The 25527-nt window shown below is 65.8% G+C and carries 22 protein-coding genes and 1 pseudogene; 5 read left to right on the top strand and 18 right to left on the bottom strand.

What is annotated here, in order from left to right; all coding sequences use genetic code 11:
• From pstA to KEC55_RS06345, 7 genes are all read right to left on the bottom strand, one after another.
• The gene (pstA, locus tag KEC55_RS06375) at positions 1-894 is read right to left on the bottom strand and encodes a phosphate ABC transporter permease PstA (protein WP_282507187.1); all 894 of its coding nucleotides are present in this window, start codon (positions 892-894) and stop codon (positions 1-3) included.
• Positions 891-1874 (bottom strand): phosphate ABC transporter permease PstC, encoded by a 984-nt coding sequence (gene pstC / locus KEC55_RS06370; RefSeq protein WP_176047005.1) that lies wholly within the window; start codon positions 1872-1874, stop codon positions 891-893. Before pstC ends, pstA begins: the two co-directional genes overlap by 4 nt.
• Positions 1875-1968: 94 nt before the next feature.
• Positions 1969-3003: a phosphate ABC transporter substrate-binding protein PstS gene (pstS, locus tag KEC55_RS06365; RefSeq protein ID WP_282507186.1), complete on the bottom strand. Its 1035-nt coding sequence runs from the start codon at positions 3001-3003 to the stop codon at positions 1969-1971.
• Between the two features lie 455 nt (positions 3004-3458).
• Positions 3459-4814 (bottom strand): phosphoglucosamine mutase, encoded by a 1356-nt coding sequence (gene glmM, locus KEC55_RS06360; RefSeq protein WP_176047003.1) that lies wholly within the window; start codon positions 4812-4814, stop codon positions 3459-3461.
• Positions 4815-4842: 28 nt separating this feature from the next.
• Complete coding sequence (gene folP / locus KEC55_RS06355; RefSeq protein WP_282507185.1) at positions 4843-5784, bottom strand: dihydropteroate synthase; 942 nt, start codon at positions 5782-5784, stop codon at positions 4843-4845.
• Positions 5785-5814: 30 nt separating this feature from the next.
• Positions 5815-7713, bottom strand: coding sequence for an ATP-dependent zinc metalloprotease FtsH (gene ftsH, locus KEC55_RS06350; protein ID WP_059235018.1), 1899 nt, complete (start codon positions 7711-7713; stop codon positions 5815-5817).
• Positions 7714-7879: 166 nt separating this feature from the next.
• On the bottom strand, positions 7880-8542 hold the full coding sequence (locus KEC55_RS06345) for an RlmE family RNA methyltransferase (RefSeq protein ID WP_282507184.1): 663 nt from the start codon (positions 8540-8542) through the stop codon (positions 7880-7882).
• A gap of 193 nt (positions 8543-8735) precedes the next feature.
• Here KEC55_RS06345 and KEC55_RS06340 point away from each other — a divergent pair, with 193 nt between their 5' ends.
• Positions 8736-9263 (top strand): YhbY family RNA-binding protein, encoded by a 528-nt coding sequence (locus tag KEC55_RS06340; RefSeq protein WP_282507183.1) that lies wholly within the window; start codon positions 8736-8738, stop codon positions 9261-9263.
• A 79-nt stretch (positions 9264-9342) separates the two neighbouring features.
• Here the strand turns inward: KEC55_RS06340 and KEC55_RS06335 are convergent, their stop codons facing one another.
• The 8 genes and pseudogenes from KEC55_RS06335 to gloB form a co-directional block, all read right to left on the bottom strand.
• Positions 9343-9801: a DUF4149 domain-containing protein gene (locus tag KEC55_RS06335; RefSeq protein ID WP_021163361.1), complete on the bottom strand. Its 459-nt coding sequence runs from the start codon at positions 9799-9801 to the stop codon at positions 9343-9345.
• Positions 9802-9815: 14 nt separating this feature from the next.
• Positions 9816-10292: a transcription elongation factor GreA gene (gene greA, locus KEC55_RS06330; RefSeq protein WP_059235025.1), complete on the bottom strand. Its 477-nt coding sequence runs from the start codon at positions 10290-10292 to the stop codon at positions 9816-9818.
• A 118-nt stretch (positions 10293-10410) separates the two neighbouring features.
• Positions 10411-13667 (bottom strand): annotated as a pseudogene (gene carB / locus KEC55_RS06325) (carbamoyl-phosphate synthase large subunit).
• Between the two features lie 49 nt (positions 13668-13716).
• Complete coding sequence (gene leuE / locus KEC55_RS06320) at positions 13717-14376, bottom strand: leucine efflux protein LeuE (protein ID WP_282507182.1); 660 nt, start codon at positions 14374-14376, stop codon at positions 13717-13719.
• A gap of 36 nt (positions 14377-14412) precedes the next feature.
• On the bottom strand, positions 14413-15558 hold the full coding sequence (gene carA, locus KEC55_RS06315; RefSeq protein WP_282507181.1) for a glutamine-hydrolyzing carbamoyl-phosphate synthase small subunit: 1146 nt from the start codon (positions 15556-15558) through the stop codon (positions 14413-14415).
• Positions 15559-15913: 355 nt separating this feature from the next.
• On the bottom strand, positions 15914-17131 hold the full coding sequence (locus KEC55_RS06310) for an MFS transporter (protein WP_282507180.1): 1218 nt from the start codon (positions 17129-17131) through the stop codon (positions 15914-15916).
• A 157-nt stretch (positions 17132-17288) separates the two neighbouring features.
• Positions 17289-18848, bottom strand: coding sequence for a transglycosylase SLT domain-containing protein (locus tag KEC55_RS06305; protein WP_282507179.1), 1560 nt, complete (start codon positions 18846-18848; stop codon positions 17289-17291).
• Positions 18849-18999: 151 nt separating this feature from the next.
• Positions 19000-19806 (bottom strand): hydroxyacylglutathione hydrolase, encoded by an 807-nt coding sequence (gene gloB / locus KEC55_RS06300; RefSeq protein WP_282507178.1) that lies wholly within the window; start codon positions 19804-19806, stop codon positions 19000-19002.
• Positions 19807-19824: 18 nt separating this feature from the next.
• Between gloB and KEC55_RS06295 the strand changes: the two genes are divergently transcribed.
• From KEC55_RS06295 to dnaQ, 3 genes are read left to right on the top strand one after another with little or no spacing between them, the layout of a single operon-like run.
• A complete protein-coding gene (locus KEC55_RS06295) occupies positions 19825-20637 on the top strand; it encodes a class I SAM-dependent methyltransferase (RefSeq protein WP_096472956.1) in 813 nt (270 codons plus the stop codon).
• On the top strand, positions 20634-21077 hold the full coding sequence (gene rnhA / locus KEC55_RS06290) for a ribonuclease HI (RefSeq protein WP_176046993.1): 444 nt from the start codon (positions 20634-20636) through the stop codon (positions 21075-21077). The genes KEC55_RS06295 and rnhA overlap by 4 nt, the downstream gene beginning before the upstream one ends.
• Before the next feature lie 39 nt (positions 21078-21116).
• Positions 21117-21851 carry a DNA polymerase III subunit epsilon gene (dnaQ, locus tag KEC55_RS06285; protein ID WP_282507177.1) on the top strand — a complete coding sequence of 245 codons (735 nt, stop codon included), beginning with the start codon at positions 21117-21119 and terminating at the stop codon, positions 21849-21851.
• A gap of 27 nt (positions 21852-21878) precedes the next feature.
• Here the strand turns inward: dnaQ and KEC55_RS06280 are convergent, their stop codons facing one another.
• Entirely contained in the window at positions 21879-22211 is a 333-nt protein-coding gene (locus KEC55_RS06280; RefSeq protein ID WP_282507176.1) for a YnfA family protein, read from the bottom strand.
• Between the two features lie 540 nt (positions 22212-22751).
• Here KEC55_RS06280 and proP point away from each other — a divergent pair.
• Positions 22752-24242, top strand: coding sequence for a glycine betaine/L-proline transporter ProP (gene proP, locus KEC55_RS06275; RefSeq protein WP_282507175.1), 1491 nt, complete (start codon positions 22752-22754; stop codon positions 24240-24242).
• Positions 24243-24352: 110 nt separating this feature from the next.
• Here the strand turns inward: proP and KEC55_RS06270 are convergent, their stop codons facing one another.
• Both KEC55_RS06270 and KEC55_RS06265 read right to left on the bottom strand, forming a co-directional pair.
• The gene (locus KEC55_RS06270) at positions 24353-24559 is read right to left on the bottom strand and encodes a hypothetical protein (protein ID WP_282507174.1); all 207 of its coding nucleotides are present in this window, start codon (positions 24557-24559) and stop codon (positions 24353-24355) included.
• A gap of 172 nt (positions 24560-24731) precedes the next feature.
• Positions 24732-25361, bottom strand: a complete 630-nt coding sequence (locus tag KEC55_RS06265) for a glutathione S-transferase family protein (protein WP_282507173.1) — start codon at positions 25359-25361, stop codon at positions 24732-24734.
• Positions 25362-25527: the final 166 nt, after the last annotated feature.

The following is a 25527-nucleotide window of genomic DNA, read 5'->3' as shown; positions in this document are numbered from 1 at the left end:
TTACTTTTTCGAGAAGATCGAGCGCGCCAGGACGTTGAGTCCGAGCACCCCGAGCGTAATCAGGAATACGCCCGCCCATGCGAGCGACTGCCATTCCGCGAACGGGCTCATCGCGAACTTGTAGATCGTGACGGGCAGGTTCGCCATCGGCTGGCTCATGTCCCACGAGAAGAACTGGTTCGACAGTGCCGTGAACAGCAGCGGCGCCGTTTCGCCGGCAATCCGTGCAATCGCGAGCAGCACGCCCGTCACGATCCCGCCGACCGACGCACGCAGCGTGATCTTCAGCACCATGCGCCACTTCGGCGTACCGAGCGCGAAGGCCGCTTCGCGCAGCGCGTTCGGCACGAGCTTCAGCATGTTCTCGGTCGTGCGGATCACGATCGGAATCTGCAGCAGGGCGAGCGCGATGACGCCGGCCCAACCCGAGAAGCGCCCCGACTTCGCCACGACGATCGCGTACACGAACAGGCCGATGACGATCGACGGCGCCGACAGCAGGATGTCGTTGATGAAGCGGATCGTGCTCGCCAACAGGTTCTTCTGGCCGTATTCGGCGAGATAGACGCCCGCGAGAATGCCGATCGGCGTACCGACCAGCGTGCCGAAGCCGCACAACAGCAGGCTGCCGACGATCGCGTTCGCGAGACCGCCGCCTTCCGTGTTCGGTGCCGGCGTCGATTCGGTGAACAGTTGCAGCGACAGGCCGCCGATACCGAGGTGAATCGTCGTGTAGAGAATCCACACGAGCCACAGCAGGCCGAATGCCATCGCACCGAGCGCCGCGGCGAGCGCAATCGCGTTGATGGCCTTGCGTTTGCGCTGCAGGCGGTTGCGCATCGCTTCGAGCGCGGCGCCGCTCGGCCCCGGGAAATTCATGATGGGCTCGCTCATTTCTTGCCCTCTCCCTTCTCGAGACGAAGCAGCAGCAGTTTGGAGATGGACAGCACGATGAACGTGATCACGAACAGGATCAGGCCCAGTTCCATCAGCGCGGACGTATGCAGGCCCGGCTGCGCCTCGGCGAATTCGTTCGCGAGCGCCGACGTGATGCTGTTGCCCGGCGCGAACAGCGACACGCTGTCGAGCAGGTTGGTGTTGCCGATCACGAAGGTCACGGCCATCGTCTCGCCGAGCGCGCGGCCGAGGCCGAGCATCACGCCGCCGATCACGCCGGTCTTCGTATAGGGCAGCACGACCTTCCACATCACTTCCCAGGTCGTGCAGCCGATCCCGTACGCCGATTCCTTCAGCAGCACGGGCGTGACTTCGAACACGTCGCGCATCACCGATGCGATATACGGGATGATCATGATCGCGAGGATCACGCCGGCCGCGAGGATGCCGATACCGATCGGCGGGCCCGCCGTCAGCGGACCGAGCACCCAGACGTCCTTGAACAGGCGGCCGATCGGCTTCTGGAAGTATTCGGCGAAGATCGGCGCGAACACGAGCAGGCCCCACATGCCGTACACGATCGACGGAATCGCGGCGAGCAGCTCGATCGCGATACCGAGCGGGCGGCGCAGCCAGACGGGCGACAATTCAGTGAGGAACAGTGCGATGCCGAAGCTGACGGGCACCGCGATGGCGAGCGCGATGATCGACGTCACGATCGTGCCGTAGATCGGCACGAGTGCGCCGTAGATGTCCGAGTTGGGATCCCACTCGGATTGAAACAGGAAGCCGAGGCCGAACTTCTGGATGGTCGGCATCGACGCAATGATCAGGGAAACGATGATCCCGCCCAGCAGCAGCAGGGTCACGATCGCGGCGAGCCGAGCGAGGCCGCCGAACAGGACATCCCCGAGCCGGCTCGGCGCGTGCTGCGCACCGTCGGGCGATCGGGAGGACGTGTAGGAAATATCAGACATGGGTGCCTGCTTTTGATTGCCGGGCGCCATAACGCCCGGCTTTACCGCACACACTGCCCGACCGGCGCGGCCGGGCAGCGAACCGCTGCATTGCTTACTCGGCGGCGACTGCCTTGCCCGAAGCGTCCGTCACCTTCGCCTTCCACTGCTTGCGGATTTCCACTTCGACTGCCGGCGGCAGCGAGATGTAGTCGAGGCTGTCAGCAGCCTTCTCGCCGTTCTTGAACGCCCAGCTGAAGAACTTCAGCGTTTCGGCGCCCTGCTCCGGCTTGTCCTGCTTTGCGTGCAGCAGCACGAACGTCGCGCCGACGACCGGCCATGCTTCCTTGCCCGGCTGGTTCGTCAGGATCTGGTAGAACGACTTCGACCAGTTCGCGCCGGCAGCAGCGGCCTTGAACGTTTCCGTCTTCGGCTCGACCACGGTGCCCGTCGAGTTCTTCAGGGCCGTGTAGACCATGTTGTTCTTCTTCGCGTACGCCCATTCGACGTAGCCGATCGCGCCCGGCAGGCGTTGCACGAAGGCTGCGACGCCGTCGTTGCCCTTGCCGCCCGTGCCCGTCGGCCAGTTGACCGTCGTGCCTTCGCCGATCTTCGACTTCCACTCGTCGTTGACCTTCGACAGGTAGTTCGTCCAGATGAAGCTGGTGCCCGAACCGTCAGCGCGGCGAACCACGGCGATGTCCGTATCCGGCAGCTTGACCTTCGGGTTCAGCGCGGCGATCGCCGGGTCGTTCCACTTCTTGATCTTGCCGAGGTAGATGTCGCCGAGCAGCGGGCCCGACAGCGTCAGTTCACCGGCCTTCACGCCCGGCACGTTGACGACCGGCACCACGCCGCCGACCACCGTCGGGAACTGGAACAGGCCTTCCTTCGCGAGCTCTTCATCCTTCAGCGGAGCGTCCGAACCGGCAAAATCGACCGTCTTCGCGACGATCTGCTTCAGGCCGCCCGACGAGCCGATACCTTGGTAGTTGACCTTCGAACCGCCGGACTGCTGGTAGTCGGCAGCCCATTTCGTATAGATCGGCATCGCGAACGTGCTGCCTGCGCCCGTGATGTCGGCAGCGTGGGCGGCGACGGCGAAAAGCGCGCCAGCCAGGCCGGCAATCGCGGTTTGCATCAATTTCATGAGACCTCCAGTGTGTGAGCGGATGACTACGGCACCGCGAAGGTTAGGGGCTCCTCATGACGGTAATGTGACAATCGATGAAACTGGCGTGACAGTAACATGACTGGTTGAAAGGGAATAGCGAGGGCGGCGCGAGTGGCGCCCGGGCGGCACCGGAACGGCGATGGCGGCAAGAATTGCCTGCCTGGCAAGGACGTGGCGGACACCCGTTTCTCGGGTGTGCCGGCGGATCGTAGCGCAGCGCCGGCGGGAGGTGAAGCCCCTGTCGGCAGCGGGCCGGATATCCGGGGTCGGAGGATTTATTGGGTAGAAAGCATGCGTGTGCGAAAACGCGCTTCCATCGATATCGCAAACCTTTGCGTCTGACGAAATGACGGCGCCCCGAAGGCGCCGCCTGTCCAATCATCGGAACGCCGGCGCGCGGGCGAAGGACCGCCCCGCGCCGCCATCTTGCGTCAGGTTGTCGCGGCGCGCACCGCGTCGGCGATCGTCTCCGCATGGCGCACCGCATCGGCTGCCTGCTGCGCCTCGACCATCACGCGCAGCACGGGCTCTGTGCCCGATGCGCGGATCAGTACGCGGCCGCTTCCGGCGAGCGCGGCTTCCGCCGCGTCGATCGCCGCGCGAATCGATGCGCTTCCCTTCCAGTCGGCGCCCGGCTTCATCCGCACGTTGATCAGCTTCTGCGGGAACAGCGTGACGCCATCGAGCATCTGCGCGAGCGTACGGCCGCTGCGCTTCAGCGCGGCCAGCACGAGCAGCGCCGACACGATGCCGTCGCCGGTCGAGTGCCGGTCGAGCGACAGGATGTGGCCCGACCCTTCCGCGCCGAGCTGCCAGCCGTTTTCACGCAACTGCTCGAGCACGTAGCGGTCGCCGACCGCCGCACGGACGAACTTCACGCCCTCGCGCTGCAACGCGACTTCGACCGCGAGGTTCGTCATCAGCGTGCCGACCGCGCCGTCGACCTTGCCGTCGGTCGCGATCCGGTCCTTCACGAGCACGTAGAGGAGTTCGTCGCCGTTGTACAGGCGCCCGGTCGAATCGACGACCTGCAGGCGGTCCGCGTCGCCGTCGAGCGCAATGCCGAGATCGGCGTGGTTGGCGCGCACCGCGCGCACCAGCGCGTCCGGCGCGGTCGCACCGACGCCGTCGTTGATGTTGAAGCCGTTCGGCGCGACGCCGATCGGGATCACGTCCGCGCCGAGCTCGTGGAATACGTGCGGCGCGATCTGGTACGCGGCACCGTGCGCGCAATCGATCACGAGCTTCAGCCCGCGCAGGTCGAACGCGGCCGGGAACGTGCTCTTGCAGAACTCGATGTAGCGGCCTGCCGCGTCGTCGAGGCGGCGCGCCTTGCCGAGACCGTCGGACGATGCGCATTCGAGTGGCTTGTCGAGCCACGCTTCGATCGCGGCTTCGGTGTCGTCCGGCAGCTTGTTGCCGTCTGCCGAGAAAAACTTGATCCCGTTGTCGTGATACGGGTTGTGCGACGCACTGATCACGACGCCGGCCGACAGGCGCAGTGCGCGCGTCAGGTACGCGACGCCCGGCGTGGGCATCGGGCCGGCCAGCATCACGTCGACGCCCGCCGCCGAGAAGCCGGCCTCGAGCGCGGCTTCGAGCATGTAGCCCGACACGCGCGTGTCCTTGCCGATCAGCACGGTCGGACGCGAGCCCGCCGCGACGTCGGCCGAACCTGCCAGCACCTTGCCGGCCGCATAGCCGAGACGCAATACGAAATCCGGTGTGATGGGCGCCTCGCCCACCGTACCGCGAATGCCATCCGTGCCGAAATATCGACGTCCCATAGAGAATCTTCCTCCTTCGTCTTCTGACTTATCGTTGCCGTGCGGCTTCGCGCACGGCATTCCATATTTTCAGCGCATCGACCGTCGCCGCGACGTCGTGCACGCGCACGATCGCGGCACCGCGCTCGACCGCGCACAACGCGGCCGCCACGCTCGCCGCGACGCGCTCCATCGGCGGCTTGCCGCCGATCACCGCACCGAGCATCGACTTGCGCGACATGCCCGCGAGAATCGGATACGCACGCCCGTCGGGCCGCGCAGGCGCCGTGTCCGGCAACGCGGCCAGCAGCGCGTAGTTGTCGTCGACAACCGCCTTGCCGAACCCGAAACCGGGATCGACGCAAATCCGTTCCGGCGCAATGCCCGCGTCGCGCAGCGCCTGCGCGCGCGCGGCGAGAAAGTCGCGCACGTCGGTCACGACGTCGCCGTAATCCGGCTCGCCAACCTGCATCGTCTGCGGCTCGCCGAGCATGTGCATCGCGCACAGCCCGCTGTTGCCCTCGCGCACCGCATCGATCGCGCCCGGCTGGCGGAACCCCCAGATGTCGTTGATCAGATCCGCGCCGGCGGCCAGCGCCGCGCGCATCACGGCCGGCTTGTAGGTGTCGATCGACAGCGGCACGTTCAGCGGCCGCAGCGCCTCGACAAGCGGGATCACGCGCGCGAGCTCCTCGTCGAGCGGCACGGGCGGCGCGCCGGGGCGCGTCGATTCGCCGCCGATGTCGAGGAGGTCCGCGCCTTCGGCGATCATCCGCTCGGCCTGGCGCAGTGCATCGTCGCGCGCGAGGAAGCGGCCGCCATCGGAGAACGAATCGGGCGTGGCGTTGAGGATGCCCATCACGAGCGGGCGTTCGAACGTCAGCTCGAAGCGGCCGCACTGAAGTGGCGCGGGAATGGACGGGGAAACTGCGGAATCGGACACGAGCGACTGGCGTGGATGAATGCAAAACGGGCCGGTGTGAAGCCACACCAGCCCGTGAACGGTGCTAAAGCAGAGAGATTACGCCGCCGGCGAAGCCGGAGCCGGCGCGTTGCCGGGCTTGACCTCGGCGCTGCTGCCGCCGCCCGACGAATCGCCGCCAACAGCCGGCGAGCTCTTCGGCGAACGCGGCGGACGACCTTCCATGATGTCGTTGATCTGATCGGCGTCGATCGTCTCCCACTCCATCAGTGCAGCCGTCATCGCTTCGACCTTGTCGCGGTTCTCGTCGAGCAGGCGGCGCGCAAGGCTGTACTGTTCGTCGAGCACGCGGCGGATTTCCGAGTCGACCTTCTGCTGCGTCGCTTCCGAAATCGTACGCGTGAAGCCACGGCCAAACGGCGATGCGTCGTTCTCGTCGTCGACGTAGACCATCGGTCCGAGTGCGTCGGTCATGCCGAAACGGGCGACCATCGCACGCGCCGTCTGCGTTGCCTTGTTGAAGTCGTCCGACGCGCCGGTGCTGACGAGGTTCATGAACAACTCTTCCGCCACCCGGCCACCGAACAGGATCGCGAGGCGGTCCATCAGGTAGTCCTTCGAGTACGTCTCGTTGTCATGCTCCGGCAGCTGCCACGTGACACCCAGCGCACGGCCGCGCGGGATGATCGTGACCTTGTGCACCGGGTCGGCCTTCGGCAGCAGCTTTGCGATCACCGCATGGCCCGACTCGTGGTAAGCGGTTGCGCGCTTCGCCTCTTCGCGGATCACGGCCGACTTGCGTTCCGGACCCATGAAGATCTTGTCCTTCGCATCCTCGAAATCCTGCATCTCGACGATACGTTTGCCACGACGTGCGGCGAACAGTGCAGCTTCGTTCACGAGGTTCGCGAGATCGGCGCCCGAGAAGCCCGGCGTGCCGCGCGCGATGACTGCCGCATCGACGTCGTTCGAGATCGGCACCTTGCGCAGGTGCACGCGCATGATCTGTTCGCGGCCGCGGATGTCCGGCAGGCCGACGTAGACCTGGCGGTCGAAACGGCCCGGACGCAGCAGCGCCTTGTCGAGCACGTCGGAACGGTTGGTCGCGGCGATCACGATCACGCCCGAGTTCGCCTCGAAGCCGTCCATCTCGACGAGCATCTGGTTCAGCGTCTGTTCGCGCTCGTCGTTGCCGCCGCCCATGCCGGCGCCGCGATGACGGCCGACCGCGTCGATTTCGTCGATGAACACGATACACGGTGCATGCTTCTTCGCCTGCTCGAACATGTCGCGCACACGGGCCGCGCCGACGCCGACGAACATTTCGACGAAGTCCGAACCCGAGATGCTGAAGAACGGCACCTTCGCTTCACCCGCGATCGCGCGGGCCAGCAGCGTCTTGCCGGTACCCGGCGGGCCGACGAGCAGCACGCCGCGCGGAATGCGACCGCCCAGCTTCTGGAATTTCTGCGGATCACGCAGGAAGTCGACGAGCTCGGACACTTCTTCCTTCGCTTCGTCGCAGCCCGCGACATCGGAGAAGTTCACCGCGTTGTTGTTCTCGTCGATCAGCCGCGCACGCGATTTGCCGAACGAGAATGCGCCGCCTTTGCCGCCCCCCTGCATCTGCCTCATCATGTAGAACCAGAACACGATGATCAGGATCGTCGGCCCGAGGTAGTACAGCGCGGACATCAGCGCGTTCGGCTCGTCGTCGGCCTTGCCGCTGACTTGCACGCCGTACTTCATCAGATCGCCGACCATCCAGATGTCGCCGGGCGACACGATCTGGTATTTCTGGCCATCAGCCGGAGTGACGGTGAGGTTGCGCCCCTGAACGATGACGTTCTTGACCTTGCCGCTCTTGGCGTCGTCCATGAACTGCGAATAGGACACGCCTTCCTGGACGCGGGGCTTGTCGAACTGCTTGAACACCGTAAACAGCACCAGTGCGATCACCAGCCACACCGCTGCCTTCGAAAACATATTGTTGTTCAAAGCACCACTCCTTCACTCGTAGACGAGCGCCTACATTTTCCTTGCGGCGCCCCTCGGTCATTCTAATCCAGTCCGACCACCCTCGCCATAAGCATTGACAACCGCCGCGATAGCGCTTCGCTTGTCTGGCAAGGGCCGGAGCCCGTTTGCGGTATCCCGCTCCGCGTCACCGCGGATGCTTCAGATGCCGACCCAAAATGAACGTTTCGGACGATTTGTCGCGGGACGCCTTCGGCTTGCGCGGCGCGACAGTCTTAAACTGCTGCTTGAATTTCTCGACGATCTGGCTGTAGCCGCTGCCGTGAAAGCACTTCACGAGCAGCGCACCATCCGGCTTCAGATGATTCTGCGCGAATTCAAGCGCCAGATCGCACAGATGCTCGATGCGCGCCGCGTCCGCCGAGGCCACGCCGGAGAGGTTGGGGGCCATGTCGGAAATAACAAGGTCCACCGAGCGCCCTTCGAGCACTTCTTCGAGTTGGTGAAGGACGGCGTCCTCGCGGAAGTCGCCCTGAAGGAAGTGGACGTCGGCGATCGGCTCCATCGGCAGGATGTCGAGCGCCACGATCGTGCCGTCGATGCCGCCTTCGCGCTCCGCGTCACGCTTCTTGCCCATCGCGAGCTTGTTGCGGGCATACTGGCTCCAGCTGCCCGGCGTCGCGCCAAGATCGACGATCACCTGGCCCGGACGGATCAGCTTGTCCTGCTCGTCGATTTCCTTCAGCTTGTACGCGGCACGCGCGCGATAGCCCTCCCGCTGCGCCATTTTGACGTACGGGTCGTTGATGTGGTCGTGCAGCCAGTGCTGGTTGAAGCGGTTTTTTGCCATTCGAGAGAGAGATTGCTGCCATTTGCTTCGTGAAGCCGCGCTTTTAGCGGATAATACGCGTCTTCTTCGCGCGGCTGCGGCCCCTTTTGAGGCCCAAGCCGCGATTTTACGTGGTTTCGGCGCACGACTGACGCGGTAACTTCCCGCGATCGCTATTCAGTCAGCGCGCCCTTATTTAGATTTCGACATTTCCATGCCCGCCCTTTCGCTTTCTCCCGCCGAGCGCTCCGCGCTGCGCTCCCAGGCCCATGCGCTCAAGCCCGTCGTGCTGATCGGCGCCGAAGGGCTGACCGACGCCGTGCTGAAAGAAATCAAGGTGCACCTCAACGCGCACCAGTTGATCAAGATCCGCGTGTTCGGCGACGAACGCGACGAGCGTGTCGCGATCTACGACGAGATCTGCGACCGCCTGAGCGCGGCGCCGATCCAGCACATCGGCAAGCTGCTGGTGATCTGGAAGCCCGAAGCCGCCGCAGCGGCCCCGGCCCGCGGCCGTCGTGCCGGCACGCTGCCGAGCGCGGCCGAAGCCGTCGACGACAAGAAAGGCCGTGCACCGCGCACCGTCAAGGTCGTCAAGGTGTCGCCGAACGCGAGCCCCGTGCGTCGCCCGAAGCCGACGAAGGTCGTCGTACGCGGCAACGAGCGCGTGACGGCGGGCGGCAACGTGAAGCGCGCCAAGAAGCGCCAGGCCAGCACGAAGCGTCCGTTCCAGGACAAGTAAGCATCGGGGCGGCACGGCTACGCCGTACCGCTTCCCTGCCCGCGGGCCCGGCATCGACCGGGCCTGCGCGGCACGCGCGTCAGGCGTCGCGCGCCGGCAAACGCCAGATCAGCATCAGCCCCAGCACGCTCTCGACGAGGTAAAACACGCTCGAGACGCCATGCAGCATCCCGAAGCGGCTTGCATACGGCGAGTTCGCGATATCGGTGCCCGCATCCATCGCGGCCACCCGCAGCGCGTTCATGAACGGCTGCAACGCAAAATACCCGACCAGCACGCACACGACCATCGCGGCGACGACCCAGCGCACGCGGCGATATTCGCTGCTGCCGCGTCGAACCTGCTGGTTCGACAGCGCGAGCAGCAGCACGCCGCATACGACACCGAGGATCGCCTCGATACGGAACAGCTGGGCGGCGACCGAACCGGCCGTCATCCGCTCCAGCGTCTTGAACAATACGGGCGCGACCGCATACCCGATCGTCAGCAGGCTGCCGACCCACACGGCCGACAGCAGACGGAACACGCGATGCGGCATCACGTCGCCCCGCTTCAGACGTAGCTGACCGAGATGATTTCGTACTCGCGCACGCCGCTCGGCGCCTGCACGGCCGCGACGTCACCTTCGGACTTGCCGATCAGTGCACGCGCGATCGGCGAGCTGACCGAGATCAGGCCGTGATCGATATCGGCTTCGTCGTCGCCAACGATCTGGTACTTGACGGTGTCGCCCGATTCGAGATCCTCGAGTTCGACCGTCGCGGCAAACACCACGCGGCCATCGGCGTCGAGCACCGTGGGATCGATGACTTGCGCGGCGGACAGCTTCGATTCGAGTTCCGCGATGCGACCCTCGATGAAGCCCTGCTTTTCCTTCGCGGCATCGTATTCGGCGTTTTCGGACAGATCACCCTGTGCGCGGGCCTCCGCGATCGCGTTGATCACGGCCGGCCGCTCGACGGACTTGAGGCGCTGCAATTCATCGCGCAGTTGCCCTGCGCCACGCTTTGTCAACGGAATGGTGCTCATAAACGGCTCAATCGCTAAAAACGGCTTTAAAAAAAATCACCGCGATTAAGCGCGCTTCCGATGCACTGGAAACACCGCCTAATCGCGGCACGTGTTGCTTCGACAGGTAACTGACTGCTTAGTTTAGGCGAGCGTGAAGACCTTGTAAATCATAGACTTCCAGATCCTTCAGGTAGCGCAAGCCTTCGACGGCCGCGCGCGCGCCCGACATCGTCGTGTAGTACGTGACCTTGTGCGCCTGCGCGCTCATGCGGATCGAACGCGAATCGGCGATCGCCTGGCGCGTCTCGTCGACCGTCGTGAACACGAGGGCGATCTCGCCGTTCTTGATCATGTCGACGATGTGCGGACGGCCATCCTTCACCTTGTTCACGACCTTCACCGGCACGCCGGCCGCTTCGATCGCGGCAGCCGTGCCCTTCGTCGCGACGATCGGGTAGCCGAGGTCGTGCAGCATGCGCGCGACTTCGACGGCCTTCGGCTTGTCGGCATCCCCATCACGGTCAGCAGCACCGTGCCCGACTCCGGCAGGCGCGAACCGGCCGCGAGCTGCGACTTGAACAGCGCTTCGCCGAACGTCTGGCCGACGCCCATCACTTCGCCGGTCGAACGCATTTCAGGCCCGAGGACCGGATCGACGGTCGGGAACTTGACGAACGGGAACACGGCTTCCTTCACGCTGAAGTACGGCGGCTCGACTTCCTTCGTCACGCCCTGCTGCGCAAGCTTCTGGCCGACCATCGCGCGCGCTGCGATCTTCGCGAGCGGCAGGCTGGTCGCCTTCGACACGTACGGCACCGTGCGCGACGCGCGCGGGTTCACTTCCAGCACGTAGATGATGTCCTGCTTCGAACCGTCCGCCTGCGGCACCTGCTGGATCGCGAACTGCACGTTCATCAGGCCGACCACGTTCAGCGCCTTCGCCATCGCGCCCGTCTGGCGCTTCAGCTCGGCGACGGTTTCCTTCGACAGCGAGTACGGCGGCAGCGAGCATGCCGAGTCGCCCGAGTGAACGCCCGCCTGCTCGATGTGCTCCATCACGCCGCCGATGAACACGGCTTCGCCGTCGCAGATGCAGTCGACGTCGCACTCGATCGCATCGTTCAGGAAGCGGTCGAGCAGCACCGGCGAATCGTTCGACACCTTCACGGCCTCGCGCATGTAGCGCTCGAGGTCACGCGGCTCGTGGACGATTTCCATCGCACGGCCGCCCAGCACGTACGACGGACGCACGACCAGCGGATAGCCGATTTCCTCGGCGAGCTTGAGCGCTTCGTCTTCCGCGCGCGCGGTGCGGTTCGGCGGCTGGCGCAGGCCGAGGTCCTGCAGCAGCTTCTGGAACCGTTCGCGGTCTTCGGCCGCGTCGATCATGTCCGGCGACGTGCCGACGATCGGCACACCGTGCGCTTCGAGATCGAGCGCGAGCTTCAGCGGCGTCTGGCCACCGTACTGGACGATCACGCCGACCGGCTTTTCCTTGTCGACGATTTCGAGCACGTCTTCGAGCGTCAGCGGCTCGAAGTACAGGCGGTCGGACGTGTCATAGTCGGTCGAGACCGTTTCCGGGTTGCAGTTGACCATGATCGTTTCGTAGCCGTCCTCGCGCATCGCGAGCGCCGCGTGCACGCAGCAGTAGTCGAACTCGATGCCCTGGCCGATCCGGTTCGGGCCACCGCCCAGCACCATGATCTTCTTGTTCGTGGTCGGCTGCGCCTCGCACTCTTCCTCGTAGGTCGAGTACATGTACGCCGTTTTCGTCGCGAACTCGGCCGCGCAGGTGTCGACGCGCTTGTAGACCGGGCGCACGTTCAGTTCGACGCGACGCTTGCGCACGTCTTCCGGCGTCGCGCCGAGCAGCTTCGCGAGGCGGCGGTCGGAGAAACCGCTCTGCTTCACGTAGCGCAGCTCGTCGAACGACAGCGACGCGAGCGTGCGGCCCGACAGCGCCTTTTCCTTCAGGATGATCTGCTCGATCTGCTCGAGGAACCACGGGTCGATCGCGGTTTCCGCGAAGATTTCCGCGGCCGTCATGCCGATGCGGAATGCATCGCCGACATACCAGATGCGGTCCGGGCCCGGCTCGTGGATCTCGATCGCGATTTCGTCGCGGTTGGTCGACTTCTCGTCGAGACCGTCAACGCCCACTTCGAGGCCGCGCAGCGCCTTCTGGAACGATTCCTGGAACGTGCGGCCGATCGCCATCACTTCGCCGACCGACTTCATCTGCGTCGTCAAGCGCGAATCGGCTTCGCGGAATTTCTCGAACGCGAAGCGCGGGATCTTCGTGACGACGTAGTCGATCGTCGGCTCGAACGATGCCGGCGTCTGGCCGCCGGTGATTTCGTTCTTCAGCTCGTCGAGCGTGTAGCCGACCGCCAGCTTCGCGGCAACCTTCGCGATCGGGAAGCCCGTCGCCTTCGACGCGAGCGCCGACGAACGCGACACGCGCGGGTTCATTTCGATGACGACCATGCGGCCGTCCTTCGGGTTGATCGAGAACTGCACGTTCGAGCCGCCCGTGTCGACGCCGATCTCGCGCAGCACCGCGAGCGATGCGTTACGCAGGATCTGGTATTCCTTGTCGGTGAGCGTCTGCGCCGGTGCGACCGTGATCGAGTCGCCGGTGTGCACGCCCATCGGGTCGAGGTTTTCGATCGAGCAGACGATGATGCAGTTGTCGGCGCGGTCGCGCACGACTTCCATCTCGTATTCCTTCCAGCCGAGCAGCGACTCTTCGATCAGCAGCTCGCGCGTGGGCGAGAGATCCAGACCGCGCTTGCAGATCTCCTCGAACTCTTCGCGGTTGTATGCAATGCCGCCGCCCGAGCCGCCGAGCGTGAACGACGGACGGATCACGACCGGGTAGCCGCTGCCGCCCGTCTCAGCCATGATCTCGGATTGCACCTTGGTCGCCTCTTCCATCGAGTGCGCGATGCCCGACTTCGCGGAACCGAGACCGATCTTGGTCATCGCTTCCTTGAACTTCTGGCGGTCTTCCGCCTTGTCGATCGCTTCCGGCGATGCGCCGATCAGCTCGACGCCGAACTTTTCGAGCACGCCGTGGTGGTGCAGGTCGAGCGCGCAGTTCAGCGCGGTCTGGCCGCCCATCGTCGGCAGGATCGCGTCCGGGCGCTCCTTCTCGATGATGCGTGCGACGACTTCCCACGTGATCGGCTCGATGTAGGTCACGTCGGCCGTGTTCGGGTCGGTCATGATCGTCGCCGGGTTGCTGTTGACGAGAACGACCTTGTAGCCCTCCTCACGCAACGCCTTGCAAGCCTGCGCGCCCGAATAGTCGAACTCGCACGCCTGGCCGATGATGATCGGGCCGGCGCCGATGATGAGGATGCTCTTGATGTCTGTGCGTTTTGGCATGGCTTGTGAATTCAATAAGTAATCGTTGTCGTGGGTCGGCCGGCAGCGCTCAGCTCATGGTCGCGAGCGCAAGCTTCACCGAGAAACCGATGAACAGGCCGCCCACGCTGCTCGCCGCGCCGGCCGCAAGCTTGCGGCGGCGGCGGAAATGCTCGGCGAGCCGCGCGCCCGCGAAGATCAGCGTGCTCAGGTACAGGAAGCTCGCGCATTGCGCGATCGCCCCGAGCACGACGAACGACAGCGCGGGATGCGGAAATGCCGGGTCGACGAACTGGATGAAGAACGAGATGAAGAACAGGATCGCCTTCGGATTCAGCAGGCTCACGATCAGCGCCTTGCGGAACGGCCGCTCGCCGTCCACCGCGGGCGCTGTCTCGGCCGGCGCATTCGCCGGCGCACGCAGCTTCTGCCACGCGCTGCGCAGCATGCCCGTGCCGATGTAGAGCAGGTACGCGGCGCCGCCGTACTTGACGACGGAGAACAGCAGCGGGTTCGCCTTCAGCAGCGACGCAACGCCCGCTGCGGACAGCACCATCAGCACCGTATCGCCGACGAATACGCCGCAGGCCGCGCGATAGCCGGCCTTCACGCCGCGCTGCGCCGCGAGCGACAGCACGTACATCGAGTTCGGCCCCGGCAGCAGGATGATGAAGATCACGCCGAACACGTAGGTCCAGATATCCGTGATGCCGAGTGCGTGGCCGAACATGATGTGAATCTCCCGTCCTTCGGTTGCGTCAGTGACTTAAGCGTTGCGCTGCTTCGCCGCGTCCATCAGCGCGGTGAAACGGTCGAACAGGTAGCCGATGTCGTGCGGGCCGGGCGACGCTTCCGGGTGACCCTGGAAGCAGAAGGCCGGCTTGTCGGTCAGCTCGAAACCCTGCAGCGTGCCGTCGAACAGCGACACGTGCGTCACGCGCGCGTTGGCCGGCAGCGAATCGGCGTCGACCGCGAAGCCGTGGTTCTGCGACGTGATCACGACACGACCGTCGCCCAGATCCTTCACCGGATGGTTCGCGCCGTGGTGGCCCGTCTTCATCTTCAGCGTCTTCGCGCCGACCGCGAGGCCCATGATCTGGTGGCCAAGGCAGATACCGAAGGTCGGCACGCCACGCTCGATGAACTGCTTCGTGGCCGCGATCGCGTAGTCGCACGGTTCCGGATCGCCGGGGCCGTTCGACAGGAAGATGCCGTCCGGATTCAGCGCGAGCGCATCTTCCGCGCTCGCCTGTGCCGGCAGCACCGTCACGTGGCAGCCACGCTCCGCGAGCATGCGCAGGATGTTGTACTTGACGCCGAAATCGTAGGCGACGACGCGGTACTTCGGCGCTTCCTGCATGCCGTAGCCGCCTTCGAGGCGCCATTCGGTCTGCTTCCATTCGAACGGCTTCGTGGTCGACACGACCTTCGCGAGATCCATGCCCGCGAGGCCCGGGAACGAGCGTGCGAGCTCGATCGCCTTCGCTTCGTCGTCCGAGCCCGTCAGGATGCAGCCGTTCTGCGCGCCCTTGTCGCGCAGGATGCGGGTCAGCTTGCGGGTATCGATGCCGGCGATCGCGACGACGCCTTCGTCGCGCAGGTAGTCGCCGAGCGTGCGGTCCATGCGGAAGTTCGATGCGAGCGTGGGCAGATCACGGATGATCAGGCCGGCGGCATGGACTTTCGTGGCTTCGACGTCTTCGGCGTTGACGCCGACGTTGCCGATATGCGGATAGGTGAGCGTGACGATCTGGCGCGAGTAGCTCGGATCAGTCAGGATTTCCTGATAGCCGGTGATCGCGGTATTGAACACGACTTCGCCGATCGTGTGGCCTTCGGCCCCGATCGAATAACCACGAAAGACCGTGCCGTCGGCGAGTGCAAGCAAGGCGGGAGTAAAAGACGGCAACACGGGAGGCTCCTTGGGGAACACCCTGCTGCCGACCTGTTTACCCTGCCGCGCGAGCGCCGCGCTGCGTGGGCGCGCGTGGTCGCTTGCTGGACGCGGTCTGCGTTGTCGAGTCGCGAACCCGGCGCGTGGCGCACGAGGCTTCGCGGCATCGCCCGGCAGGCGGCGTGCGGCGGATGAACGGGATGAATGAGGTAGGCGCTAGGGTGCGAGGTTGATCAGCACAAACTTTCAAATTATAGCCTGAAAATGGCCCTATCTTCAATCGATATGGCCGTCCGATCGTGCACGCGACGCACGGCGCAACGTGCTGCGGCCCCGTTTCCGCAGCCGCCCTACCCGTCAGCGTACCGCCGGATCAGTGCGCTTGACCAGCGCCGCGCGCGGGCCACACGTACCAGACCGCGCTCGCGAGCTGCAGCGCGAGCAGCACGCCCCATGCGGTGAAGTGCGCGGCGGCAGGATAACGCCCGTCGACCGCCGGCCAGTGCGACAGCACCGCGCCGACGCCGATCTGGAACGCGAAGATCAGCAGGAAGATCACGAGCGTGAGCGTCGTGTTCGCGCGGCCGATCAGATGGGCGGGGAAGTGTCCGGCCATCACCGCGTAGGTCAGGATGCCGACGCCACCGAATATCCCGTAAGCCGCCCACAACAGAGCCGGCGGCAGCGGCACGCCCGCGACGATCGCGACCTGCGTCGCGACGAACAGCGCCATCCCGACGCCGCAGAACGCGTAGACCGACACGCCGCGCCGCTCGAGCACGCGCGCCGCCGCGCCGAAGCCGACGCAGCCGGCCATCATCGCGAAGCCGAGCACCGACACGAGACGCGCGGCATGCGGCGCATCGAACCCCGCGACATCGCGCAGGTACGGCCCGACCCATAGCGACTGCATCGCGTAGAACACGCCCTGCGTGACGACGGAAAACGACGAGATCTTCCAGAACGCGCGACTGCTCAGGATGTGCCAGGTGCCCTTGAACTGGCTGACGAGCCCGCCCTGGTGGCGCGCCTGCGTCGCTTCGGGCGCGCCGAAGCCGATCGACGCCGCGACGACCACCGTCAGCACCGCGAGGCCGAAACAGATCGCGCGCCAGCTCGTCCAGCCGAGCAGCCAGGTCAGCGGCGAGCCGACCATCACGCCACCGAGGCCGCCGACGGCCATCACGAGACCGTTGACGAGCGGCAGCCGGCCGACCGGGAAATGCTGCGCAAGCGCCTTGAACGCCGCGCCGAGACACACCGATACGCCGACACCGATCAGCAGCCGGCCGGCCATCATCGTGCCGAGGCTATGCGCGGCGCCGAACACGGCCGCTCCGGCCGCCGCGAACAACAGCATGCCGGCCGTCACGCGGCGCGGGCCGAAGTGGTCGAGCATCACACCGGCCGGGATCTGCGCGCCCGCGAAGCCGAGGAAATAGAGGCTGGTCAGCAGGCCGAGATCGGCGGCCGACAGCCCGAGCTCATGCGTGACGAACGGCGCGAAGCCCAGATTGACGCCGCGAAACACATACGACACGAAATACCCGACCGAAAACAGCGCGAGCACCCTCACCTGCACCGACGACATCACTTCCCCTGGTTATATGAAGACAGTCACGGCAGCGCCCCCGCGCCGCGCACAAACAAAAACGCCGTCACCTCGGTGACGGCGTTTCGTCGCATTTCGTCGGATGATAACGCAATCGCACGAACCGGGTCGGCCGTGCGATGCGCTCGCGACTGCGTTACTTCTTCTTGCCCTTGTGCGCAGCGGCCTTGGCCGGAGCAGCCTTCGCCGACTTGGCGGCCGGCTTCGCCGCACCGCGCTTCGCGCCGTGCGACTTGCCGCCCACCGCGAGGCTGGCGCGCTCGATGTGCGCACCGCCGGCCGACGTCGCGATCCGCTCCGGACCGGGCTCCGCCGGCACCGAACGGCCGACCGGCACGTGCAGCACGAGCGCCTGACCCGGCATCGCGAGATCGCGGTGCGTGCGGTTCCACGCCTTGAGCTGGCCGACCGACACGCCGTAGCGGCCGGCGATCGCCGCCATCGACTGCTTGCGGCGCACGCGGATCAGCATCTTGCGGGTGTCGGGTACATCGGGCTCCATCGCGAGCGCGCCGTTTTCGGCGACGTCGGCGCTGATGTCCTCGTCGTCGTCATCGCCGCGCGGCACGACGATCGTCGAGCCCGGCTTCAGGCGCATGCCGGCCGGAATCTTGTTGACCGACATCAGCGTATCGGCGTCCACGCCGATCTTCTCGGCGATCGCGGCCGGGCGCGCACGCTCGCTCACCGTATAGGTGGTCCACGTCGACAGTTGGCCGTTGTAGGCCTTCAGGTTCTTCTCGAACGCCGACGCGTTGTCGAACGGCAGCAGGATCTGCGGCTCGGTCGCGCCGAGGATCACCGGCTTCGAGAACGACGGGTTCAGCGAGCGGAATTCGTCGAGCGGCAGGTTCGCGAGCTTTGCCGCCACCGCGACGTCGATGTCGCGCGACGTCGTGACCGTCACGAAATACGGGTGGTTCGGGATCTCCGGCAGCGTCAGGCCATACTGCTGCGGGCTCGCGATGATGTTCTTCACCGCCTGCAGCTTCGGCACGTAGTTGCGCGTCTCGTTCGGCATCCGCAGGCTTTGGTAGTCGGTCGGCAGACCGGCCGCCTGGTTGCGCGCGATCGCGCGCTGCACGTTGCCCTCGCCCCAGTTGTACGCGGCCAGCGCCAGATACCAGTCACCGAACATGTCATGCAGGCGCGACAGGTAGTCGAGCGCGGCGCTCGTCGACGCGAGCACGTCGCGGCGCTCGTCCTGCCACATGTTGCGCTTCAGGTTGTACGTGCGGCCGGTGCCAGGCATGAACTGCCACATGCCGGCCGCCTTCGCGACCGACAGCGCCTGCGGGTTGTACGCAGACTCGATGAACGGCAGCAGCGCGAGCTCGGTCGGCATGTGACGCGCCTCGAGCTCCTCGACGATGTGATACAGGTACTTCTGCGAGCGCTCGGTCATGCGCTGCACGTAATCGGGACGCTGCGTGTACCAGGTCGTCTGCATGTCGACGAGGTCGCTCTGCAGGTCGGGCATCTGGAAGCCGCGGCGAATGCGCCCCCACAGATCGGAGTCGGCACTGGTCAGGTCGCCGACGGATTGCTTGTCGACATCGACAGTTTCTTTGGCGGTGGCTGATTTACGGAGGTAGTTGGACGTCGCCTGCGAATCGGCGGCGTTGTTGGCGACAGGGGCCTGGCTCGCACAAGCGGCGAGTAGCAGGACCACCATCGCACTCAATATAAGTCGCATGAAAATCTCGGCTTCCGACGGCTGGAAATTGCAGGCGATACTACGGAAGTGCGTGCTTCACGTCAATAAAAACACCGAAAACTCAGCGAAATCCTACATTTGGAGCAATTTTTACAGACACCGCTTGAGCTTTGGAGTCCTCCGGAAATCATCATCGGAACCGGTTTTTCCACTCGCGCATCAGCGTGAATGCCGCCAGACGATCCGGCACTGTTTCGTGCAGCTCGGCCTCGAGCGTGGCATGAATCGCCGCGCTGTCGGCCCGCATGAACGGGTTAACGGCACGCTCGTGAGCAATCGTAGTGGGCAGCGTCGGCACGCCCCGCGCGCGCAGCGCCTGTGCTTCGTCGCGCCACGCAGCGAGCGCCGCATTGCCGGGCTCGCATGCGAGCGCGAAGCGAATATTGGACAGCGTGTATTCGTGTGCACAATGCACGCGCGTGTCGCCCGGCAGCGCCGCGAGCGCGTCGAGCGACGCGAGCATCTGCGCGGGCGTGCCTTCGAACAGGCGGCCGCAGCCGCACGAGAACAGCGTGTCGCCGCAGAACACATGCGGCGCCGCGTTGCGCTGCCCGGCCGCCTGGAAATAGGCGATGTGGCCGCGCGTGTGACCGGGCACGTCGAGCACGTCGAATGCGACGGCCGGTGCGTCGAGCGTCACGCGATCGCCGCCCGTCAGCGGCCGCGTGACCACGCCAATCGCCTCGGCCGCGGGGCCGTAAACGGTGAGCGGCACATCGGCCGGTTGGCTATTGCGCAGCGCATCGACACCGCCGACGTGGTCGGCGTGGTGGTGCGTGAGTAAAATAGCGGTCAACCGCCAGCCTCGTTCGGCAAGAACCCGGCGTACGGGCGCGGCTTCACCCGGATCGACGGCGATTGCATCGCGGCCGTCCGAGACGAGCCAGATATAGTTGTCTTCGAATGCCGGAACCGGCACGTATTCCAGCTCGTTCATGGGCGCGCAATCATCGTTATGTCTGACCGTCAAATTATAGACTGGCCCGCCTGGACCGACTCGCCTCCCGGCCGCTACGTGCTGGGCTGGGAGCAGGCGCAGCTCGACCGGATCGTGTCCGACGTCTTCGGGTTCCACGCGTTGCAGCTCGGCTTGCCGCAGCTCGACGCGCTGCGCGAGAACCGCATGCCGTATCGCGGCCTCGTGCTCGACCCGGCGAGCGGCGCAAGCGCGCCGTACCAGTACCCGTGGGCACGCGAAGCGCACACGCCGGAGCACGCGCCCGCCGATCGCAGCACGACCTGGTGCGACCTGCTCGACCTGCCGTTCGAGTCGCAGAGCGTCGACCTGATCGTGATGCCGCACACGCTCGAATTCACGTCCGACCCGCACCGCCTGCTGCGCGAGGCCGAGCGCGTGCTGATGCCGGAAGGCCAGCTCGTGATCACCGGCTTCAATTCGCTCAGCCTGTGGGGCATGCGGCAATCGTTCGGGCGCATGGCCAACCACCCTTTCGTGCCGGCCACGCGCGACCAGATCGCGTTCATCCGGCTCAAGGACTGGATCAAGCTGCTAGGCTTCGATCTCGAACGCGGCCGCTTCGGCTGCTACCGGCCGCCGCTCGTCACCGACAAGTGGCTGGCCCGCTACGGCTTCATGGAGGCCGCCGGCGACCGCTGGTGGCCGATCTTCGGCGCCGTCTACATGGTGACGGCCGTCAAGCGCGTGCGCGGCATGCGTCTCGTCGGCCAGATCAAGATGAAGAAGCCCGTGCTCGCACCGGGCCTGACGCCGGCGGCCTCCCCGACCACCCATCAAGAACATTCATGACTACCGATACCATCGACATCTATACCGACGGCGCCTGCAAGGGCAACCCCGGCCCCGGCGGCTGGGGCGCACTGATGCGCTACGGCGACCAGGAGAAGGAGCTGTTCGGCGGCGAGCCGAACACGACCAACAACCGCATGGAGCTGATGGGCGTGATCGCCGCGCTCGAAGCGCTGAAGCGGCCGTGCCAGGTGGTCGTGCATACCGACTCGCAATACGTGCAGAAAGGCATCAGCGAGTGGATTCACGGCTGGAAGAAGAAAGGCTGGATTACCGCGGCGAAGACGCCCGTGAAGAACGCCGACCTGTGGAAACGGCTCGACGCGCTCGTCGCGCAGCATGAAGTCGAGTGGCGCTGGGTCAAGGGTCACGCGGGCCATCCCGAAAACGAGCGCGCGGACGCGCTCGCGAATCGCGGCGTCGAATCGCTCACGGCCTGAACACCGGCCGCTCCCCCTGTTTTCCTTGTTTTCCCCGACATGCGCCAGATCATTCTCGATACCGAAACCACCGGCCTGAACGCCCGCACGGGCGACCGCCTCATCGAAATCGGCTGCGTCGAGCTGCTGAACCGGCGGCTCACCGGCAACAACCTGCACTTCTACGTGAACCCCGAGCGCGACAGCGACCCGGGCGCACTGGCGGTGCACGGCCTCACGACCGAATTCCTCAGCGACAAGCCGAAATTTGCGGAAGTCGCCAACCAGATCCGCGACTTCGTGAAGGACGCGGAGCTGATCATCCATAACGCACCGTTCGACCTTGGCTTCCTCGACGCCGAATTCGCGCGGCTCGACCAGCCGCCGTTCACCGAACAATGCGGCGGCGTGATCGACACGCTCGTGCAGGCCAAGCAGATGTTCCCCGGCAAGCGCAACTCGCTCGACGCGCTGTGCGACCGCTTCGGCATCAGCAACGCACACCGGACGCTGCACGGCGCGCTGCTCGACTCGGAGCTGCTCGCCGAGGTGTATCTCGCGATGACGCGCGGCCAGGACAGCCTCGTGATCGACATGCTCGACGACGGCGGTGCCGACGGCGGCACGGCGAACGGTCAGCGCGTGTCGCTCGCCGCGCTCGATCTGGCCGTGGTGGCCGCGAGCGACGACGAACTCGCCGCGCACCAGGCGCAGCTCGACGAGCTCGACAAGTCGGTCAAGGGCACCTGCGTGTGGCGCACGTCGGCCGACGCGGGCGCCGCCGAAACGAACTGACGCCCACGACTCGCACTGCGGCCGCGCCTACACGCGCGGCTGCAGCGCGATGACGGCCATCCCGCCGAGCGCGAGCACCGCGCCGGCCACGTCCCAGCGGGTCAGCGCAACGCCGTCGACCACCCGCAACCAGACCAGCGCCACTGCGATGTAGACGCCGCCGTACGCGGCATACGTCCGCCCGGCCGCGCTCGGGTGCAGCGTCAGCAGCCATGCGAACAGCGCGAGCGACAGCGCGGCCGGCACCAGCAGCCAGGCCGGGCGCCCGTCCTTCAGCACGAGCCACGGCAGGTAGCAGCCGACGATTTCGGCCAGCGCCGTAGCGGCGAACAACGCCGCGATCCTGATCAGTTCGGTCATCCGGTTCCTCGTGAATTCGCCCCCGTCGCCGGGCGCGGCACGGCCCCGCCGCGCGCCGCCGATCATACCCGAGCAGGCCTTGCCGACCGCCCCACCAGGCGGGCCTCTCCCGGCAATTTGCGCGATCATCCGTCATCGTGCTATCATGTCGCCTGTTTCGACATTCAATCCCTGTCTATTCAATTTCGAAGGAAGTCTGTCCACGCGTTGCGGGCCGGCCTTTCGACCGAAATTACACCCACAGGAAAGCCCGCCCGACAGGCCCGCTTTTCTCGTTTCGTTGCCCCTCCGGGGCGTTGCCGGAACGCCGGACACACCGTCCGCACCGGCATCTGCCGCCTGCATCACGCGGCCCATTCTTCATGAGCGCACTGTCGCGACGGCCCATCGGGCCCGCGTCGACGCAGCCCCTTACGGCCTTTTACCGCCTTTTGTGCAGTAAGTGCTTAATGGTTTGCCTCGACGCGCCGCATCCGACACCGCGCTCGCCGGCAAACCGTGTCGGACGGCCCGCCCGTTCCGGCGCAGTCAAAGGAGTGCATGACCTTGACCGCAACACACGTCAGCCCGACCGCTGCTTCTTCCTCCGCTTCGCCGTCCGGCGAGGCCCCGCTCGCTGCGGACGACATTACCGTCGTCGACCAGAGCCTGCTCAAGCGCGCCGTCAGCGCGATGGCCATCGGCAATGCGATGGAATGGTTCGACTTCGGCGTCTACAGCTACATCGCCGTCACGCTCGGCAAGGTGTTCTTCCCGTCCAGCAGCCCGTCCGCGCAACTGCTCGCCACCTTCGGCACGTTCGCTGCCGCGTTCCTCGTACGCCCGCTCGGCGGCATGGTGTTCGGCCCGCTCGGCGACCGCATCGGCCGCCAGCGCGTGCTCGCCGCGACGATGATCATGATGGCCGTCGGCACCTTCGCGATCGGCCTGATCCCCAGCTACGCGTCGATCGGCATCATGGCGCCCGTGCTGCTGCTCGTCACCCGCCTCGTGCAGGGCTTCTCTACCGGCGGCGAATACGGCGGCGCCGCCACCTTCATCGCCGAATTCTCGACCGACAAGCGCCGCGGCTTCATGGGCAGCTTCCTCGAATTCGGCACGCTGATCGGTTATGTGATGGGCGCCGGCGTCGTCGCGCTGCTCACCGCGTCGCTGTCGCAGGAAGCGCTGCTGTCGTGGGGCTGGCGCGTGCCGTTCCTGATCGCCGGCCCGCTCGGCCTGATCGGTCTCTACATCCGGATGAAGCTCGAGGAAACGCCCGCGTTCAAGCGCCAGGCCGAAGAGCGCGAAGCGCAGGACAAGGCCGTGCCGAAGACGCGTTTCCGCGAAACGCTGATGCGCAACTGGCGTGCGCTGCTGCTGTGCGTCGGCCTCGTGCTGATCTTCAATGTGACCGACTACATGGTGCTGTCGTACCTGCCGAGCTTCATGTCGTCGACGCTGCACTTCGACGAATCGCACAGCCTCGTGCTCGTGCTGATCGTGATGGTGCTGATGATGCCGATGACGCTGTACGCCGGCCGCCTGTCGGACAAGGTCGGCCGCAAGCCCGTGATGCTCGCCGGCTGTGTCGGCCTGCTGGTGCTGTCGATCCCGTCGATGATGCTGATTCACGCCGGCACCACGGCGTCGGTGTTCGGCGGCCTGCTGATCCTCGGCGTGCTGCTGTCGTGCTTCACCGGCGTGATGCCGTCGGCGCTGCCGGCGTTGTTCCCGACCGAGATCCGCTACGGCGCGCTCGCGATCGGCTTCAACGTGTCGGTATCGCTGTTCGGCGGCACGACGCCGCTGGTGACCGCGTGGCTCGTCGACGTGACGCACAACCTGATGATGCCCGCGTACTACATGATGGGCGCCGCCGTGATCGGCATCGTGTCGGTGATCGCACTCGCCGAAACCGCGCGCCAGCCGCTGAAGGGCTCGCCGCCGGCCGTCGCGACGCGCCGCGAGGCGCACCAGCTCGCGCGCAAGCTGCGCGAAGAGGACGATGCGCCGGACATGTACGGCGTCGCGACGCCGGCACGCGCGTGAGCGTCGCCCCATGAAAAAGCCCCGGCCGAAGCCGGGGCCCGATCGAACCCGATCCGCCCGACCGGCTCACGCCGGCCGGGCTTTTTTTCATCCTTTCGATGCGGACGCCTTCACGCGCGCGCTTCGCAATGACGGCAGAAGATCAGCGCACGCGAGCGCGACACGGCAGCCTGCGCGCCGCGAGCTGCGACGATCAGCCCGACCTGGCCGAGATTGAAATCGCGCTCGACCATCAACTGCGTCAGCGCGGCAAGCGGCAACAGCACGGACGGGTGATACAGGCTCGATTCGATCAGGGCTTTCATCATCGGCTCCATCTGGCAATGCGTGATTCGATGGAGTGGATTCTAGGGATCGGCGCCTCCCGGATAAACCGCGCGAATGCGAAGTCACTTGTCAGCCGCCGAGAACAATCGGCAAACGCTTGCCGGACAAGGCCGGCGAGCAGCCGACAGCGACTCGCGGCGGCCTGACGCCCCGCCGCCCGGCCTACGCGAGCGGCGTTTCGACGAATGCCGGCAGCGCTTCCGCCCGCGCCGAATGGGCGGCCAGCGCCGGATAACGGGCCGGATCGATCCGCGCGAGCACCGGGTAATCGGCCGCCATGAATTGCGTGAACCGCCACGCGACCGCGACCGTCACGTCGGACTGCAGCAGCCGCGCGCCGCCGAACCAGCCATTTGCCGCGGCGACGAGCGGCTCCAGCGCGCCGTACGCACCTTCGAGCTGGCTCAGCACGCGTTCGATCCACGGTGCGTGCTGCTTGTCGGCCGGGCGCAGCGCCTGCTCGTAGACGACCTGGACGGTCTTTTCGGCCGCCGCCAGCGCGAACCCGACCGGCACGAGCACGCGCAGCCGCGCATCGGCGGCGTCGGGCAGCAGGCGGCGCTCGGGCGCAACGCGATGATCGAGATAGTCGACGATCAGCGACGAATCGATCAGCGTCGAGCCGTCGTCGGTCACGAGCGTCGGCGCCTTGACGACCGGGTTGAACGTGCTGAACTGCTCGAAATGACGAAAAACCGAGATCGACTCGTGTTCGAACGGCAGGTCGAGCAGCTTCGCCGAAATGGCGACGCGGCGGACGAACGGGGAATCCAGCATGCCGATCAGCTTCATCGCAAACGCTCCGCTTCTGGGGAATGGGACCGACGACTGTAGCAGCGTCGCGCGGCATCGGCTAGCGTGCCCGCAGGGTTGATGCGCAGCAGACGGTCGCGCATTCCTGCTCCCGCTGCGCGGCCACAGTGACCATAATGCAGATTCACGCCCCTTCCGCCCCAAG

Origin of the sequence: Burkholderia cepacia, from assembly GCF_029962485.1 — a bacterium.
Taxonomy (GTDB): domain Bacteria; phylum Pseudomonadota; class Gammaproteobacteria; order Burkholderiales; family Burkholderiaceae; genus Burkholderia.
This window is presented reverse-complemented; position numbering and strand designations above follow the sequence as displayed.

What these genes read in the sequence shown, in the direction of transcription:
- dnaQ (WP_282507177.1), top strand. Translation starts at nt 21,117, where the DNA reads ATGCGCCAGATCATTCTCGATACCGAAACCACCGGCCTGAACGCCCGC.
- KEC55_RS06265 (WP_282507173.1), bottom strand. Translation starts at nt 25,361, where the DNA reads ATGAAGCTGATCGGCATGCTGGATTCCCCGTTCGTCCGCCGCGTCGCC.
- rnhA (WP_176046993.1), top strand. Translation starts at nt 20,634, where the DNA reads ATGACTACCGATACCATCGACATCTATACCGACGGCGCCTGCAAGGGC.
- KEC55_RS06345 (WP_282507184.1), bottom strand. Translation starts at nt 8,542, where the DNA reads ATGGCAAAAAACCGCTTCAACCAGCACTGGCTGCACGACCACATCAAC.
- KEC55_RS06340 (WP_282507183.1), top strand. Translation starts at nt 8,736, where the DNA reads ATGCCCGCCCTTTCGCTTTCTCCCGCCGAGCGCTCCGCGCTGCGCTCC.
- gloB (WP_282507178.1), bottom strand. Translation starts at nt 19,806, where the DNA reads ATGAACGAGCTGGAATACGTGCCGGTTCCGGCATTCGAAGACAACTAT.
- proP (WP_282507175.1), top strand. Translation starts at nt 22,752, where the DNA reads ATGACCTTGACCGCAACACACGTCAGCCCGACCGCTGCTTCTTCCTCC.
- greA (WP_059235025.1), bottom strand. Translation starts at nt 10,292, where the DNA reads ATGAGCACCATTCCGTTGACAAAGCGTGGCGCAGGGCAACTGCGCGAT.
- KEC55_RS06305 (WP_282507179.1), bottom strand. Translation starts at nt 18,848, where the DNA reads ATGCGACTTATATTGAGTGCGATGGTGGTCCTGCTACTCGCCGCTTGT.
- glmM (WP_176047003.1), bottom strand. Translation starts at nt 4,814, where the DNA reads ATGGGACGTCGATATTTCGGCACGGATGGCATTCGCGGTACGGTGGGC.
- KEC55_RS06335 (WP_021163361.1), bottom strand. Translation starts at nt 9,801, where the DNA reads ATGCCGCATCGCGTGTTCCGTCTGCTGTCGGCCGTGTGGGTCGGCAGC.
- KEC55_RS06310 (WP_282507180.1), bottom strand. Translation starts at nt 17,131, where the DNA reads ATGTCGTCGGTGCAGGTGAGGGTGCTCGCGCTGTTTTCGGTCGGGTAT.
- KEC55_RS06270 (WP_282507174.1), bottom strand. Translation starts at nt 24,559, where the DNA reads ATGGAGCCGATGATGAAAGCCCTGATCGAATCGAGCCTGTATCACCCG.
- pstS (WP_282507186.1), bottom strand. Translation starts at nt 3,003, where the DNA reads ATGAAATTGATGCAAACCGCGATTGCCGGCCTGGCTGGCGCGCTTTTC.
- pstA (WP_282507187.1), bottom strand. Translation starts at nt 894, where the DNA reads ATGAGCGAGCCCATCATGAATTTCCCGGGGCCGAGCGGCGCCGCGCTC.
- KEC55_RS06280 (WP_282507176.1), bottom strand. Translation starts at nt 22,211, where the DNA reads ATGACCGAACTGATCAGGATCGCGGCGTTGTTCGCCGCTACGGCGCTG.
- leuE (WP_282507182.1), bottom strand. Translation starts at nt 14,376, where the DNA reads ATGTTCGGCCACGCACTCGGCATCACGGATATCTGGACCTACGTGTTC.
- pstC (WP_176047005.1), bottom strand. Translation starts at nt 1,874, where the DNA reads ATGTCTGATATTTCCTACACGTCCTCCCGATCGCCCGACGGTGCGCAG.
- KEC55_RS06295 (WP_096472956.1), top strand. Translation starts at nt 19,825, where the DNA reads ATGTCTGACCGTCAAATTATAGACTGGCCCGCCTGGACCGACTCGCCT.